The organism is Parvibacter caecicola, from assembly GCF_003725335.1.
GTDB classification, from domain to species: Bacteria; Actinomycetota; Coriobacteriia; order Coriobacteriales; family Eggerthellaceae; genus Parvibacter; species Parvibacter caecicola.
The window spans coordinates 1-17,558 of the sequence record NZ_QIBY01000003.1 but is presented as its reverse complement, the minus strand read 5'-3'; the positions used below and the strand labels follow the sequence as shown (position 1 = coordinate 17,558).

Below are 17,558 nucleotides of genomic sequence, written 5' to 3'. Positions count from 1 at the left end.
AAGCTACCGTGCGGGCGCAGGTTTGTCATGCATGTGCATGATGGCCTCAAAAGCGCGTTCGCAGCATTTTCCATCTCGGAAGACGAAGGCGTTTTCCGCTTGGGCTCTATACTCGGATGATCCTTGAAACTCGTTTTTCTCTAACGCCTCGATATGGGTGGCTAGTTGGTCTTCGGTGGTGGCTACGGTTCCAAGCCTGGTGTTTTCGAGGGCATGTCGCCCCTGATCGACGAGGTGTGCGACGGCCAGGTCCTCGGAAGCATCGGGACAAAAGCAGACAACAGGCTTAAAAATGTAAGCTGCATCCAGTGCCAGAGAGGGATCGTCGGTTACGAGCGCCGATGAGTGCAGCAAGCGATTTCGGAGTTGTCCAGCGCAGCCATAGGTGGCCAGTTCGAGGTGAGACGGCAGCGAGAGACCTTCCGCGCCCCCATCGCTGATCGCGTCTTGGGGCAGGCAGAGAGCCATTCGCACGCCGCGTTTCGCCAGTTTTGCCAGGCGGTCGCTTCCAAGAGCGCTCAGCCACCGATGAAGGAAAGACGCGCAGGAGGAGGGTTGCCATGTGGGGGCGATGACTATCTCCGGAACGCTGTTGGTTGCTCCAGCGTTTTCCGCTGACGTCGCCCTAAGGAGCGCATCCTGATATGGAAAGCCGGTAAGATGCACCTCTTGGCTGGTGAGATTGTAGCTGCTGCCATCGTCTGTTATCGAATGGTATCCGCGCGGGGTGGCGGTCAGCATGAGGGCGAGGGCCCGTTCGGAATTGAGGCGCCCCGATTCATCGCGTGTTGCCACTCCGTTCTGCAGATATACATAGTCTTTGGAGAACAGATATTCCTTAGGGAGACGTGAAAGGGCCTTGTTGTCGATGCTGCTTGTTATCACCCTGGAGCTTAAGCGCGCTTCCTGCTCGAACTCCTCGGATGTCGTATCAACGAGGGAGAACCCTTCTTCTTGGAGCCTTTTCCAGTCGCAAGAGCCGCTCTGGAGGGCGAACAGGCAGCGCTGTTCCGGATGTTCGCTCATTACGTATCGGTAGAAGTGCTCGCCATTGCCCCGGGCGTAGTCGTCCTGGTCCATGACAATCCAGGTGTCGTTTTGTGGCTTGCACCTGCTCCAGTTTTTTGTAAATTCACCTATGATAGCGCCGATGGGCGTGTCGTTCGGGAAAGCCTTTCCGTTGACGTCTATTGTCACTGGGCACGCGTTGGGAAACCGGAACGCAAGTTGCTGGCTTTCTGCGTGAAAAGGTACGTGGAAAGTGTGACTGTCGTAAAAATGCTGTTCGAGGAAGGACCGAGGGGCGCTCTTTTGGGCGAGAGGCTTCTCGGCGATCCCATCAAGTTCTATAGATGGGGCCTCGACAAAGCTTTGGCAGATCAGAACCCGCTTCTCTAGGTCTACCCTTCGCAGGTACACCTTCTGGAAGGGCGGTAGTTGGTTCAGGAAAAAGCTAGCGGATCCGGCTTTGAGGTCGAACCCCATATTACGGTTACGATTTGCGAAGAGCGCATCGGCACCGCAAAGCTCGATGAGTTGCCTGATGAGGGCAGTGCCATGGGCAATTTGTTCGGATGTAAACTGGCCCGACCGCTCTGGATGGTTTGTGTATAGACGGATAAGGGAGCCCAGATCGTGAAGGATGGTGAACCTGAGGCTGTCGGGAATGCGCCCTTTAATCGTCTGAGCCGTTTGGAGCAGGTCGAGCATCCCCTTTTCAGGCACCCGGGTTATTTTGTCCGGGTTAGTGAGCGACCGGTCCAGTGTGGACGAGCTGTCAGAACGACGCCGATAGTAGTATTTCGGCGACTGCAGGTAGCCCACTTCCCCCCTCTGTAGGCCGAGGAGGTAGCGGTTAACAAAATGCGCATCCTCGAAATTCGGGTAGATGTCTTCGCTCACTATGAGCATTTGCCGCTTCAATTCGCTTACTTTGAAAAGGGAGCTAGCCATGGAAACGATAGGGGGCATTTCCTCGTCGTTGTATAGGTAGAACGTATCGCCTTTTGTAAAGCACCACTTTAGGTAGTAGGTATCCGAATACTCCCGCTTGTCTTCGTTGAACAATACCGTATTGGTGGTAATGAGCTGTGCGTCGGGGTGCTTGCACAGCGCTTTGTCGACCCTTTCAAAATAATCGGGGTCAACAAAGTCATCAGGGTCAATGAAGCAAACCCAGTCGCCCTCAAGATGCGCTAGTCCAAGATTCCTGGCGGACGCCTGGCCGCCGTTGTGTTTTTGCAGCAGCTCAATTTGCCCAGGGCATTGATCTGCCCAGCTCCGCACCACTTTGGCGGTGTCGTCTGTCGACCCATCATCTACCACGATGATTTTGAGGTTTTCCTTCAGGATGGTCTGATTGGAGAGGCTCTGAAAGAACTCACTCAGGTAGCCTTCCACGTTGTAAGCGGCCGAGACTACAAGGTAGGAATATCGAGGACGGTAACTGCCGGGTTTTTTGGGTCCTTCATCGGATTTGGAGAACAGCGCTGAGGCCTTGCGCTTAAGGGAATTGGGGATAATGCTCATAAGAGCCCTTTCTGGACATGAAGTTGCCGTGAAAAGGGTAGCATGAAATGGCCCCCTGGGCGGTGAACGCCATGGCTTCCCTATTTTGCGTTAATGCCAAAATGCCTTCGGCGCTGGCTTAGCCCATTCGCCCATAAAAGGGTTCGGAGGGCGGCGATATTGGTATCATTCGTTTGTTTGTCAAGAAAGGCGGGAAAGTGCTCCAGGAGAGACGAAGGCAGCTAATGCGCTTTGCGCTCGTAACCGCAGGGCTTGTGCTGCTGCTGTTTTTCCTCTGTCCTCCCGACAGCTTGGTATACGCGTGGTTCTGGAAGCCGGTTATTCGGCGGGGCACGTATATCGCCATCGCCATCTGCTTCGCCTTGTACTTTTGGAAAGTGCGCATTGACGTGTTCGGACTTCTGGCGATCGCCTACTGGCTCGTCATGATGCTCTCAACGCTGCTCATGGATGCAAGCCTCTGGGTCTGCGCGCGGACATATCTCCCCATGGTTGCCTCAATGCTCCTGGTCAGGGCGCTGTTCGGAACCTGCAAAAAGCAGCTCCTTTGGGCCGTTTTGATTGTATCTGTCAGCTACCTCCTAATTAATTTGGTGGGAATGCTGGCTTTCCCGTCGGGGACAAAGATGTGGCACACCAACTGGTATTCCGGCCTTTTAGGGAATCGTAATGGGTTTCCCCGTTTTTTTGTTGCGGCGATTGGATCCTCCGTGCTAATTGATGCGGGACAAGGGCGGCGCTGCAGCTTAAGGACTGTAATGATAGTCCCTCTCTGCTTGGCTCAAAGCTGGGTTGCCCCTTCGGCTACTGGCGAAGTTGCTTTCGTGCTTCTCATTGTTTTGCTGCTTGCGGTGCAAAAGCGGGCGGTGAGAAAAATGCTGAACATAGGGGTATATGCCGCTACGTACATTATTGTTTTTTTATCTATAGTAGTTCTAAGGCTGCAATTCGTTTTCGAGCCCTTTATTGCAGGTGTCCTTCACAAAGACCTATCCTTCTCCGGGCGGGTGCAGATTTGGGATGCAATTTTCGGGCTCATGGGCGATCCGGCTCATTTGCTGATTGGCTACTGTGGGAACCCGAGCCCGATAGTGTCTTATGACCCTCGGATTACGACGGGGCACAATGCCATACTAGACGTTCTGTATAATGGCGGCATTATTGGTCTAGTATTTGCTTTGGCGATTTGCATTGTGGTTGGTAGAGGGCTGTTTTTTTCTCGGCAGAAGTACGAAACCGCATTGGTTTCGGCATGCTTAGGGGCTTTTCTTGTTCTTGGGGTTACCGAACACGTTACGTGCGTCCCATTATGTATTTTTATGGCTCTTGGGTTTTGCGTGGGTAGGAATGGGGCAATTGGGGACTTAGTCGGGCGTTCTGGAGGAAGCTGTCTAACCGACACGTTTTGTCGGCGGCGTTGCTAGGGCAACAATTGTGGATTTCTTTTCGCCGTCTAAAGTCAATGATTTTCCAGCAAGCCCGGTGTGCGTGTTGATGTCGCCGAGTTTGCTTGCGAATGTGATTTACCGTCGTTGCTTGAGGCCATTCTCGCCATCTAGAGGTTTCTAATCGGGGCTCGTGGTTAGCCGCATGTTATTTGCCTTGTTTTCTGTTGCTGACTACGCGCGTGGCGGCTTTTGCTTTAAAATTAAAGCGTTATGCCTAAAGACGAGGAGAATCTCGAATGACCCTAAACGACTTCATACTCTTGCTTAGACACTATCTTAAATGGGTGATAATCGTTCCTGTGTTATGCGCCCTTCTAGGTGGGACCTTTGTTGTAGTGCGCGATGCGAGCAAGGAGGCAAGTTATTCAGCGTCGGCCTCTCTTTCGGTTGTCGACATCACTGACTCGCTCTCCGCGACAAACCTCACTCTCTTGTTGAGCTCCGTAGCGCAAAACGCCATCATCTCCCTTGAGGATGACGGCGTTGCCGTAAAAGTTGCAGTTGACGATAAGGCCCAGTCCGTGAAGTTTACCGCTACGGCTTCTGGCGCGGGTGAAGCCGAGCATGCTGCAAATAGCGCCGCAAGTGCTACGATGGAATTGATGAAGGAGAAGCTTGCCGAGCAGGCAAATGTTTTTAGGGATGAAGGTGCCTCCTCTACGGACTTGGGGTCCCCCAGCCAAGAAGCCGTGAGTTCGAAGGCCGCAGCTCTCGATGCTTGTATTTACACCGTTGCGCCAGCGACGGCTGCCCTGAATACGGCCCCCACCAGCGTAGTGAAGTATGCGGTCTTTGGCTTTATCGGTGGGTTGATTGCCGTGGTCTTCGTCTTGGTCATGATTGATTCGGTGAAGTGTCCTATCAAGACACGCCGGGATGTTGAAGAGGCAACAAATCATCCGATTGTTAACGGATGCGGTGGTGTTTCAGGTGTGGAGTTAGCTCGCGCTAATGTGCTGACGGCGCTGGGCGGGGTTCCGCCAAAGCTCTGTGTTATTTCCGGAAACGAGCAGGGGCAAGCTTTTTCGCAGCAGCTTGCTTCGCTATTTAAGGCATCGGGGGATAGCACAGAAGTCCTCTTTGTCTCCCCGCTCTCTTCCAATGCTGCGGGTTATTTTGAGGTCCAGAATGCCGATGCGACTTTGGTGTGCGTGGCGCGTTGGAAGGACAGCGCCAAGAGCTTGATGCTGTCGCTGGAAGAGCTTGAGCTTGCTCGTGCCAATGTTATTGGGATTGCGTTGATTTAGTCGCAAGCGATTTTGGCGAAAGAGGCGGGAAATGGCGAAAGCCGAAAAAAGAATGAGAGTCATTGTCCGGACATTTCCTCTGGTTATTATCGATGTGGTTGCCACAATTGCAGCCTTTCTTATTGCTGCATGGGGTACTAATGCAACCGAGATTAACTTGGAATCGGGTCTATTTATTAGCCAAGTCGTGCTTATTGCCCTTGTGAACGTGGTAGTTTTTGCGTGTTTTCGCATGTACAACAGCATGTGGGAGTATGCGAGCGTTGATGATGCGGCTCGCATAGTTGTCGCCACCTTAGTGGGCTCTCTTATTGGCGATGTGCTCAGTATGGCGTTGTTTCCAACGCGCATGCCCTTCCGTGTTTATATTTCAGCTTGGGCCATTTTATTTGTGATATGCGCCCTCTCGCGATTCCTTATCCGTGTGAACTCCCGCCAGCGCAGTTGGTCTTTTCTGGGGGTTCAGGGCGAGGGCCTACCCCGCACTCTTGTTGTGGGTGCTGGTGAAAGCGGGAGTTTGGTTGTTAATCGTATGCTGGCGGGCAATGACGATATACCCGGTTGCCCTGTGGCGTATGTTGACGATGATCCCAAAAAGGTGGGGAGGCGCATTCACGGCGTTAAGGTTTTGGGCTCGTGTGCAGACATCCCTTCTGTTTGTGCCGCGAACCAAATCGAGCAAATCGTCGTTGCCACCCCTGCGGCATCGCGCAAGGAGAAAAAACGCATCTACGATTACTGCATTGAAACTGGCTGCAAGGTGCTTACGGTGCCCGACCAGATAAAGGACATTCCCGAAAGCCAGCTTGGGCGCATTGTGCTGCGCGATGTTGAGGTGCCGGACCTGCTGGCGCGGGAAGAGGTGGCTCTCGACGAGTCGTTGGTGGGGGACTACTTGACGGGCAAAACGGTGCTTGTTACGGGTGGCGGCGGGTCTATCGGCAGCGAGCTCGTTCGTCAGCTGCTTCCGGCGAAGCCAGGCAAGATAGTTCTTTTCGACATCTACGAGAATACCGTCTACGAGCTTTTCCATGAAATTCGTCCGCAGGCCCTGGAAGCTGGCATTGAGGTGGTTACCGAAATAGGGTCGATTACCCATATGCCCGCCTTGGAGGAAGTGTTTGACCGCCATAAGCCCCAAGTGATTTTCCATGCAGCAGCGCACAAGCACGTTCCTCTTATGGAAACGAACGCTCGTGAAGCCATAGAGAACAATGTTTTTGGCACTTTGAATGTGGCTCGCATGGCGGACGAGCGTGGGTGCAGCCACTTCATCCTCATCTCCACCGACAAAGCGGTGAACCCCGCAAATGTCATGGGGGCAACAAAGCGTATGTGCGAAATGGTAGTGCAGCATTTTGCGGCGGATTCTCAGACAGTGTTTGCATCTGTGAGGTTTGGCAATGTGTTGGGCAGCCACGGCAGCGTAATTCCGCTGTTCAAGCGGCAGCTCAAAAACGGTGGCCCCATTACGGTTACCCATAAAGACATTACGCGCTACTTCATGACCATCCCCGAAGCGGCTCGTCTCGTGATTACCGCTGGCGCCTTGGCTAAAGGTGGCGAGATTTTCGTGCTCGATATGGGAGAGCCGGTTCGCATTTATGATCTGGCCGAGAACCTTATTCGCCTTTCCGGCCTGACAGTTGGGGAGGATATTGAGATTAAAGTGACGGGTTTGCGCCCAGGCGAAAAGCTATATGAAGAGCTGAGTATGACCGATGAGCCTACTGCCCCCACGGCGAACGGGTCCATCACGGTTATCCAGGGCATTCGGCCCGAGGTTGAGCAAGTGCCGCAAAGGTTGGACCTGCTGGAAGGCTCGCTCGAGCTGTCTAACGATGAGATAAAGGTGGCGCTACAGAAAGCCGTACCTACGTACACCCCGGAATTTCGTTAAGAAGGATGCGGAAGATGGCAAAGACGCTCAATGTTTCTTTTTCTCCACCTGATATTACCGAAGAAGAGATAGTGGAGGTGGCTGATGCCCTAAGGTCGGGGTGGATCACTACGGGTCCTCGGGTCAAGGAATTCGAGCGACGCATTGCCGACTATATCGGCGTTGAAAAGAGCGTCTGCCTCAATTCCCAGACTGCTTGCGCCGAGATGGCTTTGCGCGTTTTGGGTATTGGGCCTGGGGACGAGGTGATTGTGCCCGCCTACACCTATACCGCTAGTGCCTCTGTGGTGTGCCACGTGGGTGCTACGCTTGTTTTGGTAGATTGCGCCTCTGATTCTTTTGAGATGGACTACGAAAAGCTCTCCGAGGCTATCACTGAGAATACTAAGGCGATAATGCCCGTCGATCTAGGCGGCGTTCCTTGTGATTATGACGCGATATTCGAAATAGTAGAGCGCAAAAAGTCCCTGTTCAGCCCTGCCAATGATTTGCAAAAGGCGATTGGCCGTGTGGCAATATGCGCTGATACGGCCCATGCTTTCGGGGCGGAATATCGGGGTCGCAAGGTTGGCGCGATTGCCGATTTCTCCTCCTTTTCTTTTCATGCGGTAAAGAACCTCACTACCGCTGAGGGCGGTTGCGTGACCTGGAATCTGCCGGATGGTGTTGACAACGAGGCCGTTTACAAGCAGTTCCAGCTGCTATCTTTGCATGGGCAATCGAAGGATGCCCTGGCCAAAACCAAGAAAGGCGCATGGGAGTATGACATTTTGGGGCCGTGGTACAAATGCAATATGACGGACATTCAGGCGGCTTTAGGTTTGGTGCAGCTTAAGCGGTATCCGGAAATGCTGCGGCGGCGCAAGGAGCTGATTGAGCGCTATGACGGCGCATTGCTCGCTGCTGGCATACAGCCTCTGCCGCATTATGTGGCGGAACGCCAATCCTCGGGGCATTTGTACATTTGTCGTGTGCCGGGAATTACGCTCGAGCAGCGAAACGCCATTATTGAAAAGATGGGGGAGAAGGGCGTGGCGACGAATGTGCACTACAAGCCCTTGCCGCTGCTGACTGCCTATAAGGAGCTCGGGTTCGATATTGCCGCATACCCCAACGCGAAGGCCCATTACGAAAATGAGATCACGTTGCCGTTGCACACCCTGCTGACCGATGAGGAAGTGGACGCGATCGCGGCGGCATTCATGGAGACCATCGGGGAAGTTGCGTGAGACTGCTGCCTTGGGACGAGCTCCCGGAAGACATGAGAACCGCCGAAGTGCGGCCATATTACGAAGCCCTTTCTAAGAAGCGAAGGCAGCTGATAGTTAAGCGCATCTTCGATGTGGTTTTTTCTGCGCTTCTGCTCGTTATTCTCAGTCCCGTGTTCTTGATTCTGGCGATTGCGATTAAGGTCGACTCTCCAGGGCCGGTGTTCTTTCGGCAGGAACGGGTGACTCAATACGGGAGAACGTTTCGTATTTTTAAGTTTCGCACTATGTGCGACAAGGCGGACGCGATGGGTAGTGCGGTGACTACGAGTGGAGATGCTCGCATTACCCGGGTGGGTGCGAAGATTCGCGACTATCGTCTGGACGAGATAAGCCAGCTGCTGGATGTGTTTCGGGGAACCATGAGCTTCGTGGGCACGCGCCCGGAAGTGCCGAAGTATGTGGCTGCCTACACGCCCGAGATGAGGGCGACGCTTCTGTTGCCAGCCGGAGTAACGTCGTCGGCCAGCATTGAGTTCAAGGACGAGGCTCGACTGCTAGATTCATCCAGCGACACGGACGGGGTATATGTTAATGCCATTCTCCCAGATAAAATGGCTTATAATCTGAATGATTTAGGGAGTTTTTCTTGTTTGCGGGAAGCGAGACTTTTGTCCAAGACAGTTTTAGCTGTTTTTGGAGGGGAGAGGTAATGACAGTGATTTTGCTTTTGCTTTGCGGATCTATGGAGCGCGAATTATCTTGAGCGCTGATCTGAACATCCTCCATATCGCCTGCATTACAAACAACTCCTTTAATGGGGTCTGTGTAGTTGCGCCCTTACATGCAAATGCTCAAGGGTCTTTTGCCCAAACAGCTTTCTTGAATATTTCAGGCGAGAAAATAGACTCTGCGCAGAATCAGATTTTCGTGAATGCTCCTGTGTCCCTGGATGAAGTAAAGAGGGCGTGGCGGAAACCGGATATTGTAGTATTTCACGAAGCCTATCGGTTTCCGTATCTCGCTATCGCGAAGCAGCTTAAAAGTGAGGGAATTCCTTACTTCGTCATTCCTCATGGTGAGCTTTCGGAGCAGGCGTTAAAGAAAAAGGCCCTGAAAAAGATGGTGGCGAATGCGATTTTCTTCAACAAGTTTATTAGAGAATCTGCTGCCCTTCAGCTGCTTTCGGATAAGGAAATGCAGTCTACGGCATTTAAGGCAAAGAAGTTTGTTGCCACAAATGGCATCTTTATGCCTAAAAACGTGAAGGCCTCATTTTCGGGTGAGGGGATTCGGTTTGTCTACGTAGGGCGTTTGGATGCCTATCACAAGGGTTTGGATTTGATGATGGACGCTATTGCGCTAAATGCTGATTACCTGAGGGGAAAACGGACTTCATTCGAAATATATGGGCCAGATTACAAGGGGCGCTTTGCCAATGTGGAAAGGCTGGTATCGGAGCGTTCTCTGGGAGATATTGTCTCGGTAAGCCCTGCGGTTTGTGGTAAGGAGAAGGAGGAAATCCTTTTGTCCTCTGACGTGTTTTTGCAAACTTCAAGGTTTGAGGGAATGCCAATGGGAATCCTCGAGGCGCTGAGCTACGGTTTGCCCTGTGCGCTCACGCGAGGAACCACCATGGGCGGTTTCATCGAAGAGTATGGTGCTGGCTGGATTGCGGATAACACTGTCGATTCAATTTCTCGTATGTTGCTTGAGGTCACGGAGGCTGATGAGGATGATATGTGGGCAAAGTCGGCGAAAGCCCGTAGTCTAGCTATGCAGGAGTTCTCTTGGCAAACAGTTGCTGCGTGTGCCGTGGCCAGATATGAAGACCTTCTTCAATCATCCGTGAAGCGAGACGATTCGTAATGTTTCTGTACGTAGCGTTGGCGGGCCTGGTCGCAGTAGTTGCATGTTTTGGGTTGCTTGATGACGTGTGGCACAATCGGCTTCAGCAAGGGTCTCGGCAAGACCCCCGAACGTACAAAATCGTTACTGGCGTTTTGGTGGCAATAGCCCTCTTGGTCGCATGGTGGTTTACGGCGGAGCGGGCAATCAATATTGGAAACGATACTGCAAATTATGTAGAGCTGTTTCTGTCCTTTAGGGAGGGGATACAACCTGGGCGAAGGTACGAAATCGGTTTTCAGGTTTACTGTTTTTTGGTGGGAACTATTACCGACGACCCGCATGTTTTCCTTGAAATTACTGCATCGATCATGTATGTGTTGCTGGCGATTTATATTTTCAGGTATTCAGATAATTATCCGCTCTCCTTATGTCTTGCGTTCTGCTTCGCATTTTCAGTGTTCACGAATGAGCTCAGGCAGGGCTTCGCCCTTCTTGTAATTTTGTTTGCCTATCAGCAGCTTAAGCAAAACCGTAAAGTCTGCTTCTCCCTTCTCGTTTTTCTGGCTGCTACTTTCCATCTGACGGCTTTGATTTGCTTTGCCCTTCTATTCAAGCAACTGGCCCCTAAGCGGGTTATGGTGGTGTTTGTTCTCGGTGCCGTGATTTGCTTGCTCTGCATGACGGGGGTATTCTCTGCGGCAATAGGGCCGTTTTTGGGTGATTACTACTCGCGTTATCTGACAAATTCCTATGCCTCTTCCGGATGGCTTGCAACCTCATACTATGTTCTGCGGGCAGGTGTGCTGTGCTTATTGGTTTACGCGTGCACAAAAGACCTGCCTGGTAAAGATTCTTACCGTGATTTGGTTAGATGGGACTTTTGCTTGCTTGTCTTTGTGTCTGCCCTCGGTTTCTCAATGAATCTCTTCTCGCGAGTTGCCCAATACTTTCTATTTGTCTCTATAAGCGAACTTCCAAATTTGATTTGCAGGAGTAGTCTGCGAAACCGAAAGGCAGTTTGCGCCTTGATTGGCGTTGCGTTCATATTGTTCTTCTTGGTTGTCCTGTGGCTCAGGCCAGAATGGAACCATCTATACCCATATCAGTCTTGGATTTAATGCAGGGATGGTGAACTAAGTGGGCAAAACTGGCGGGAGCAGTATTTCGTTGGTTACGGTTGGCGTCATAGCTCGGAACGAGGAATTATCTTTGCCTGATTTGCTGAGGGATATAGAGGCGCAGACTTTTCCTCACGCAATGATTGAGGTAATACTCGTGGACGGAATGTCTACCGACTCAACGAAGGCCATCATGGATGAGTTTGCAAAATCGAAAAAAAATGATTTTGCTGCTACGCTTGTTTACCGAAACGAGAGGCAGATTCAACCTTGCGGCTGGAATATCGTCATCGGCGCCAGCCGGGGCGACGCGATTATTCGCGTAGATGCTCATGCGCGTATCCCTAGTGATTTTGTGGCCACGAGTATTGCCACACTTGAATCCGGGGAAGATGTATGTGGGGGCGTGCGGCCCACGGTGATGAAGGATCCAACTGGCTGGCAGAGCGTGCTCCACATGGCAGAAGAATCAGCGTTTGGGAGCAGTGTGGCGTCATGCAGGAGGAATGCTGATAAACGGTATGTTAATTCGGTATTTCACGGTGCATACAAACGTGAAGTGTTTTCAGTGGCCGGCTTGTTTGACGAGCGCTTGCGTCGGACGGAGGATAACGAGCTTCATTACAGGATTCGACAGAGCGGCTACAAAATCTGCCTTTCGCCTGAGATTAAGTCTGTGCAGCTCGCCCGGGCGAGCCTTGGAAAAATGCTGACCCAAAAATGGCTTAATGGGTATTGGATTGGAAAAACTCTCTACATCGAGCCTCGTTGTTTCCGGCCTTATCATTTTGCCCCCCTTGTTTTTGTGCTTACGTTGCTAGTTTTTGGCATAGTGGGCTTTCTTCTTGCCAACTGGATGCCTTTCATAGTGTTAGTTACGTTGTATCTGGTTGCAGACCTTGTTCTTTCGATGTGTGCCATTGGGGCGTCGTGGCCATGTGATTTTAGAGCTCTTGCGTTGCCCGTTCTTTTTCCTTTAATTCATGTCTCCTACGGCATGGGTACCCTGATCGGGATTGTTGCCGGCCCTTTCTGGCGATTCAAGGCTGGCAGAACGGGCTCGAGGTGACCCGATGCGAGGAATGCTGCGGGTGGTGCCTTGTCTTCTTATCGTTTGCGCCGAAGTAGAAGACGACCATTGACGGCGGCGAATGTCGCAATTGCAAGTGCTGATGCCAGCGGGCCGCAGTAATCAAGGGACACAAAGCCGACTTCTGCAAGCATGATTAGGATGTTTGCTGCTAGGATTGATTTATTTAGCTCGATCTTGAGATATCGTCCTACGTCAATCAGGCGAATAATAAAAAGGAGGGCGAATGAAACCATTGTACCAATTGCGGCGCCCCAGATTCCGAACAGCATAATTCCAAAGTAGTTGGTGATTAGATTAACGAGGGCGGCTGCGATGGTGGTCCACATATTGTTAAGACTTTTCCTCAGCGCCAAGTAAAGGGATCCATAATAGGAGGCTATGGCGGAGAAGGCGGAGCTCGCGAGCAAAAGCGGAACGAACTGCCATGAAGCGGCAAAGGCTTCTCCTACGTATATTGCCATGAAGGGCTTGACGATTGCTGTGAGCACAATGGCGGCTCCGAATGCGATAGCCTGGTAAATGTTTAGAACATTTGAGTAAAAGCGTGTGTCGTTATCGGATTCGTACTCGCGTATCGAGGAGAGCCCCCACGCTTGAGAAAAAATGGAGATAATCACATTAATCATTGCGGGAATCTTACTTGCTACTGTAAATATTCCGAGTGCTGCGGCACCAACCATTGCATCTATCATGATCTTATCTGACGATTGGATGACCCACCAGCTGATACTGTTAAGTACGAGCGGTGAAGAATAGGCAAGTATCTGCTTGGTCATGCCTTTACGTATCGTGGCGGTTTTGAGGTCGGTCAGCGCGCCACTAAGCACAAGGGCGAATAGGGAGTTTGCACCGCAGGAAGCGACGAGGGAGAGCAGATATCCTGCTATACCCCAATGGTAGAATCCAAGCAGAACAATGTTAAGAGTTGCAAGTGCAAGGGTTTGAAGAATGCTCAGTACGGCGTAGGTCCTATTGCGGTCCTTTACCTTGAGGTAATTCATGAAAAGGTTGTTGAAAAGAGAGGCTACAACATATGCCGAAAGGAGCCATCGCCATTCGGAGATGGCGGGATAAAGGACAAGAGCAGGAGTAAGAAACAATACCGCCACGCTGCCTATGCTGCTGACAATTAGCCCACTGAGCAGTGTGTCGCAGGTGCGGAATCCTTTTGCGAGCCCGAAACGAAGGACGCCGTCGAAGATGGAGAGCGATGCAAAGGGAATGATAAGCTGGGAAACCGTAACGACAAGGTCGGCGATACCGTATTCGGCATCGGACATAAAATGGGTGTACAAGGGAACCAGGAAAAAAAGTACTAGCTTGGTGCCCGCGCTCCCGAGGGCAAAGATGCCGGTGTCTCGGACCAAGCGCTTGTATTTCATGGGAACTTGCATGCTCATCTATGATTACCTTTAACGTGGCGGATGTGTGGTGCAATTGAAATAATATATCAGAGAGCCCGCTGCGCGAGGAGGAGCGAGGTGGCAGCCGTAATTGCGCCATGAAAGCTCGTGGAGGGCTGTTTGGATTATTTGTTGGTTTTCTTGGCGCCCCTCGTAATAGGGATGTCGTGTGCTCGACAATTATGGTTGACTCGTTGAGTCGCGGCTTAAGTGATTCCCCTGTTGTCCCAATCGTCCAGCTGGTCTTCGGGCTGCAGGTTCTGCTGATTGTGACTGTTTGCTGGCGAAGAGAGGTTTTGTGAAAACTGTAGCTTTATACGACACGTCGATTGCGTCGTTAAATATGGGTGATGAGATCATCAATACATCAATTGCGGCAAATTGGCCGCAATTGTTCGAAGGCAACTATATTTTGCGGATGCCTACCCATACGCCACTCTTTTACACTTGGCAGAATTGGTATTCTGGGAAAAATAGTACCTACAGTAGTGTGGACTATAAAATAATATGTGGAACTAATCTCCTCTATACGGATATGCTTCGCCCTAAACCCTCATGGAATATTTACTTGTGGAACACGAGCATTGTCAAAGGAGCGGTTCTTTTGGGCGTAGGTCGAGGAAAGAACAGCGAAAAGGTCTCCTGGTACACCAGGAGACTCTATTCCAAAGTTCTGAATAAAGACCTTGTCCATAGTGTTAGAGACGCTAAAACGGCTGAAATACTCGATGATCTTGGGCTTAAGGTGGCTAATACCGGTTGTCCGACTCTATGGGGTCTGACAGGTGACCACTGCAAAGGTATTCCGAGTACGAAGGCGAACAGGGCTGTGTTTACCTTGACCTGTTATCATCCCGACGTGGAGCGGGACCGCTCTATGATTGACGCAATTAGGAAAAACTATTCCGATGCTTATTTCTGGCCTCAGACTCTGAAGGATTTGGAGTATTTGGAAGAGCTTGTTTCTTTGGATGGGATTAACCTCGTGCCTCCAAATCTTTCGGCGTTTGATAGGTTATTGCTAGAGGGGGATATTGACTATATTGGAAATCGACTTCATGGCGGCATCTATGCGTTGCAGCATCGCTGCCGTGCGGTGATAATCGGCATAGATTATCGTGCCTCGGGCATGAATGAGTCCTTCTCTATCCCATTTTTGCCTCGCGAACAAATTTCGGAGCTGCCGGAGATGATAAACGCGTCTTGGGGGACAACGATAACGGGTCTGGATTTCGACTTGATAGAGAAGTGGAAATCCCAGTTCCTCTTCTAAGGGGTCTTCTCTGCAGCGTTGTTGTCATTGGTGCGGCTTAGGGTGTCCATTGAGGATAGCCAGGATCGCAGCTGTGTTGGTCGCTTGGCGACTTGCGGCGACAATAATTAGGCGTTTTCGGCCACAAACCTCCACACCTCGAAGACGTGTCCCGTACTGTCGTTTGTTATCGTTAATTCAAGTATGGCGACCGCTGATGGGTTGTAGTGTTCTTGTAGGAACACGAGCAGATGGTCTGTTACTGCGCTTCCTTGAAGCGAGATGTATCGGGCCTTCTCGTTGTCGATTAGGCTGCCAATTCCCAAAGAGACGTTTGCTTGATTTTTTGCGTTGTTTGTTTGAGGGGATTCGGTGGTCCAGCCTCCCAGCTTAAAGTTTTGCGCCAAAAGGGTTCGTGGGGGGATGCCCTTGCTGCCAAAGGCGTCTCGATACGCTTCCATTGAGGAGGTGTCCCACCAAAAGACGTTTCCAGGATTCAATTCTACGTATTGCACTATTGGCGATTGCTTTATGTCGAGCGAGTCTTTTGCACTCCGCGGATTGAATGAAAGACCATGGACGGCAAAAGCGCTCCATGAAACAAGCAATAAGCTGAGAAGTATTAGCGAGGCATTAGGCGAAAGGTTAGCAACGACCGTTTGTGCCCAAGGCTTGTTCGGAGCAGAAATGGCCTTGGCTCCTGAGGCAGAGTCTTTGCGTCCCCCCTGGTTTTGTGTAGGAGCAGAGGGCTGGGTATAAAGGCACATAAACAGGAGGCAATACGCGAAGCTCATCGCCCAGACAGGGTCTTCAACGCGACTCGGAAGCCTTCCCGTATCCCAGAAGTAGGAATTGATGACGACTGGAAGTATGGCAAAAGCGCAGATAACGGCTTTAGCCCCGTTAGACTTTACTACGAAAGATGCTATTGCGAGTACGCACAGCAGCAAGGCTATCAGGTGTGGTCGACTTGCAAGATGGATGGCGTACGGTTGTGCGGTGTCGGGCGATTCGACCTCCCGTTGAATTTCATCAAGGGCTTTAAGCGTGGCCGTGTCAAACACTTCGGGAGAAGCTGTGGTCCAATGCGTGGCTAACCACCAGTCATTTTCAGAAATGCTTAGGCGGTCTAGCTGAGCTCTTATCGTGTCGTATTCCGGGACCGGATAATCGGAAAGATAAGACCTGGCCCGGTTGTATTCTTGCCAGGTGTGCCATTCCGGTTGCGTGTTCCAGAAAGCGGCGTCTCCCGCGTAGCTCATGCCGATGATGACGAGAGGCAGGGCTATGGCGCCCAGGACTCGCTTTGCGCGCCATGGGCTTTGGTGGTGGCTCCGTTTTTCGCTGAGCCACAGGCATATGATCACCAGGGCAAAGAAAGGGGTTGTCAGGAGCCACATGTCTGCGCGGAACCAGAAGCCGAAGACAATGAGTAAGGTAGATGCTAGCCAAAGGAATAGTCGCCTTTTGGTCTTGTGGGAAGTGGCGACAAGGTAGACGAGGGCCAGTTCTCCTGATATTGCGCAGCATGCTGCTACGATGGTGAAATTGCTGTTGATGAGGCATCCTGGGATAACCATCACCAAAAATAATGCCGAAATCACCTGGAGATATTTTGCATTATGGGGGGGGGTCTTCGTTGACAGGCAAAGGAGTAGCGCCACGGAACAGAAGGTGGCTACTCTCTCGACAACCATAAACCAGTTGACCCCGGCAGAAAGCGCATTCAGCTGGAGAATTATGCTTGAAAGGAGGATGTTTATAAACAGACATGGACCTTGCAGTTCGTTATTGCCGCTAAGGATGGTGCTGATGGTCCAATCATCGGCACCCATGGTTCCGCTCGGTGAGAGAGAAATGCCCATGACGGTAATAGCGTTAAGTAACAAAAGGGTCGGAAGGGCAAGGGACTTCCATCGGGAATTATATATTTTGACTTTGGAAGACACGGCTTAGAGACGCTCCAATTCCCGCTGCGGACGTAGGGCGGTACAAGTATAAACCCGCAATCTCTTTGCGCTGTAAAGGAAATGGTATATCCCCGAGAATCAATTGGTCCCCTGATCCCGGCGTTGCTAAGGCGCGAGGGATGCTTCGGCTTGCAAGGGGTATAGGGCGTAATGACCTGGTGAATGGTTTAGTGTAATTAGAATACATGCGGCTTCCCCGTGCCCGACCTGCCTGCACTCCCTATCCGGTTTCTCGGGTGGTATGACGTGGGAAGGGTGAATTCCAGAACGAGGAAAAAGGTTCTGGTAGAATGTGCTCAATCGCATGGGCAGATTGTATGAATGGGAAAGAAAATGAGCCTTTTTTTGGAGAAGTTAAATTCTTGTAGGAGGACCAGTCCCCGGAGAACGGCTTTTGTGAATTCGCGTCATGGGGGGGGGGTCTTCTGAGGCCAACTCAGTAAGCTATGCGGAGCTTTGGGATAAATCAGATAGCTTGGCCGCGTATCTTCTAGACAATGCCCCTGTCGGAAAGCCTGTAGTGGTATACGGGCACAAGT

The 17,558-nt window shown here is 51.4% G+C and carries 12 protein-coding genes; 9 read left to right on the top strand and 3 right to left on the bottom strand.

Annotated elements, in window-relative coordinates:
- Window positions 1-3: 3 nt before the first annotated feature.
- The gene (locus tag DMP11_RS03210; protein WP_123185072.1) at window positions 4-2,529 is read right to left on the bottom strand and encodes a glycosyltransferase; all 2,526 of its coding nucleotides are present in this window, start codon (window positions 2,527-2,529) and stop codon (window positions 4-6) included.
- 224 nt (window positions 2,530-2,753) lie between these two features.
- On the opposite strand from DMP11_RS03210, the gene DMP11_RS03205 reads away from it, so the two are divergent.
- The 8 genes from DMP11_RS03205 to DMP11_RS03170 all read left to right on the top strand — a co-directional run bounded on the left by DMP11_RS03205 (window position 2,754) and on the right by DMP11_RS03170 (window position 12,370).
- Window positions 2,754-3,953, top strand: coding sequence for an O-antigen ligase family protein (locus DMP11_RS03205; protein ID WP_148041081.1), 1,200 nt, complete (start codon window positions 2,754-2,756; stop codon window positions 3,951-3,953).
- Between the two features lie 260 nt (window positions 3,954-4,213).
- The gene (locus tag DMP11_RS03200; protein WP_123185070.1) at window positions 4,214-5,224 is read left to right on the top strand and encodes a YveK family protein; all 1,011 of its coding nucleotides are present in this window, start codon (window positions 4,214-4,216) and stop codon (window positions 5,222-5,224) included.
- Window positions 5,225-5,255: 31 nt separating this feature from the next.
- On the top strand, window positions 5,256-7,124 hold the full coding sequence (locus DMP11_RS03195) for a polysaccharide biosynthesis protein (RefSeq protein WP_123185069.1): 1,869 nt from the start codon (window positions 5,256-5,258) through the stop codon (window positions 7,122-7,124).
- A gap of 14 nt (window positions 7,125-7,138) precedes the next feature.
- Window positions 7,139-8,353 carry a DegT/DnrJ/EryC1/StrS family aminotransferase gene (locus tag DMP11_RS03190; RefSeq protein WP_123185068.1) on the top strand — a complete coding sequence of 405 codons (1,215 nt, stop codon included), beginning with the start codon at window positions 7,139-7,141 and terminating at the stop codon, window positions 8,351-8,353.
- On the top strand, window positions 8,350-9,045 hold the full coding sequence (locus DMP11_RS03185; protein WP_211329064.1) for a sugar transferase: 696 nt from the start codon (window positions 8,350-8,352) through the stop codon (window positions 9,043-9,045). Before DMP11_RS03190 ends, DMP11_RS03185 begins: the two co-directional genes overlap by 4 nt.
- Window positions 9,046-9,094: 49 nt before the next feature.
- Entirely contained in the window at window positions 9,095-10,201 is a 1,107-nt protein-coding gene (locus DMP11_RS03180; RefSeq protein WP_148041080.1) for a glycosyltransferase, read from the top strand.
- Window positions 10,201-11,301 (top strand): EpsG family protein, encoded by a 1,101-nt coding sequence (locus DMP11_RS03175; RefSeq protein ID WP_123185066.1) that lies wholly within the window; start codon window positions 10,201-10,203, stop codon window positions 11,299-11,301. Before DMP11_RS03180 ends, DMP11_RS03175 begins: the two co-directional genes overlap by 1 nt.
- Window positions 11,302-11,320: 19 nt before the next feature.
- Window positions 11,321-12,370, top strand: a complete 1,050-nt coding sequence (locus DMP11_RS03170; RefSeq protein WP_123185065.1) for a glycosyltransferase family 2 protein — start codon at window positions 11,321-11,323, stop codon at window positions 12,368-12,370.
- 38 nt (window positions 12,371-12,408) lie between these two features.
- Here DMP11_RS03170 and DMP11_RS03165 read toward each other — a convergent pair whose 3' ends face one another.
- Entirely contained in the window at window positions 12,409-13,794 is a 1,386-nt protein-coding gene (locus tag DMP11_RS03165) for a lipopolysaccharide biosynthesis protein (RefSeq protein ID WP_123185064.1), read from the bottom strand.
- A 301-nt stretch (window positions 13,795-14,095) separates the two neighbouring features.
- Here DMP11_RS03165 and DMP11_RS03160 point away from each other — a divergent pair, with 301 nt between their 5' ends.
- Complete coding sequence (locus tag DMP11_RS03160; protein WP_123185063.1) at window positions 14,096-15,070, top strand: polysaccharide pyruvyl transferase family protein; 975 nt, start codon at window positions 14,096-14,098, stop codon at window positions 15,068-15,070.
- 107 nt (window positions 15,071-15,177) lie between these two features.
- On the opposite strand, the gene DMP11_RS03155 is transcribed toward DMP11_RS03160, so the two are convergent.
- A complete protein-coding gene (locus DMP11_RS03155; protein ID WP_148041079.1) occupies window positions 15,178-16,998 on the bottom strand; it encodes a hypothetical protein in 1,821 nt (606 codons plus the stop codon).
- Window positions 16,999-17,558: the final 560 nt, after the last annotated feature.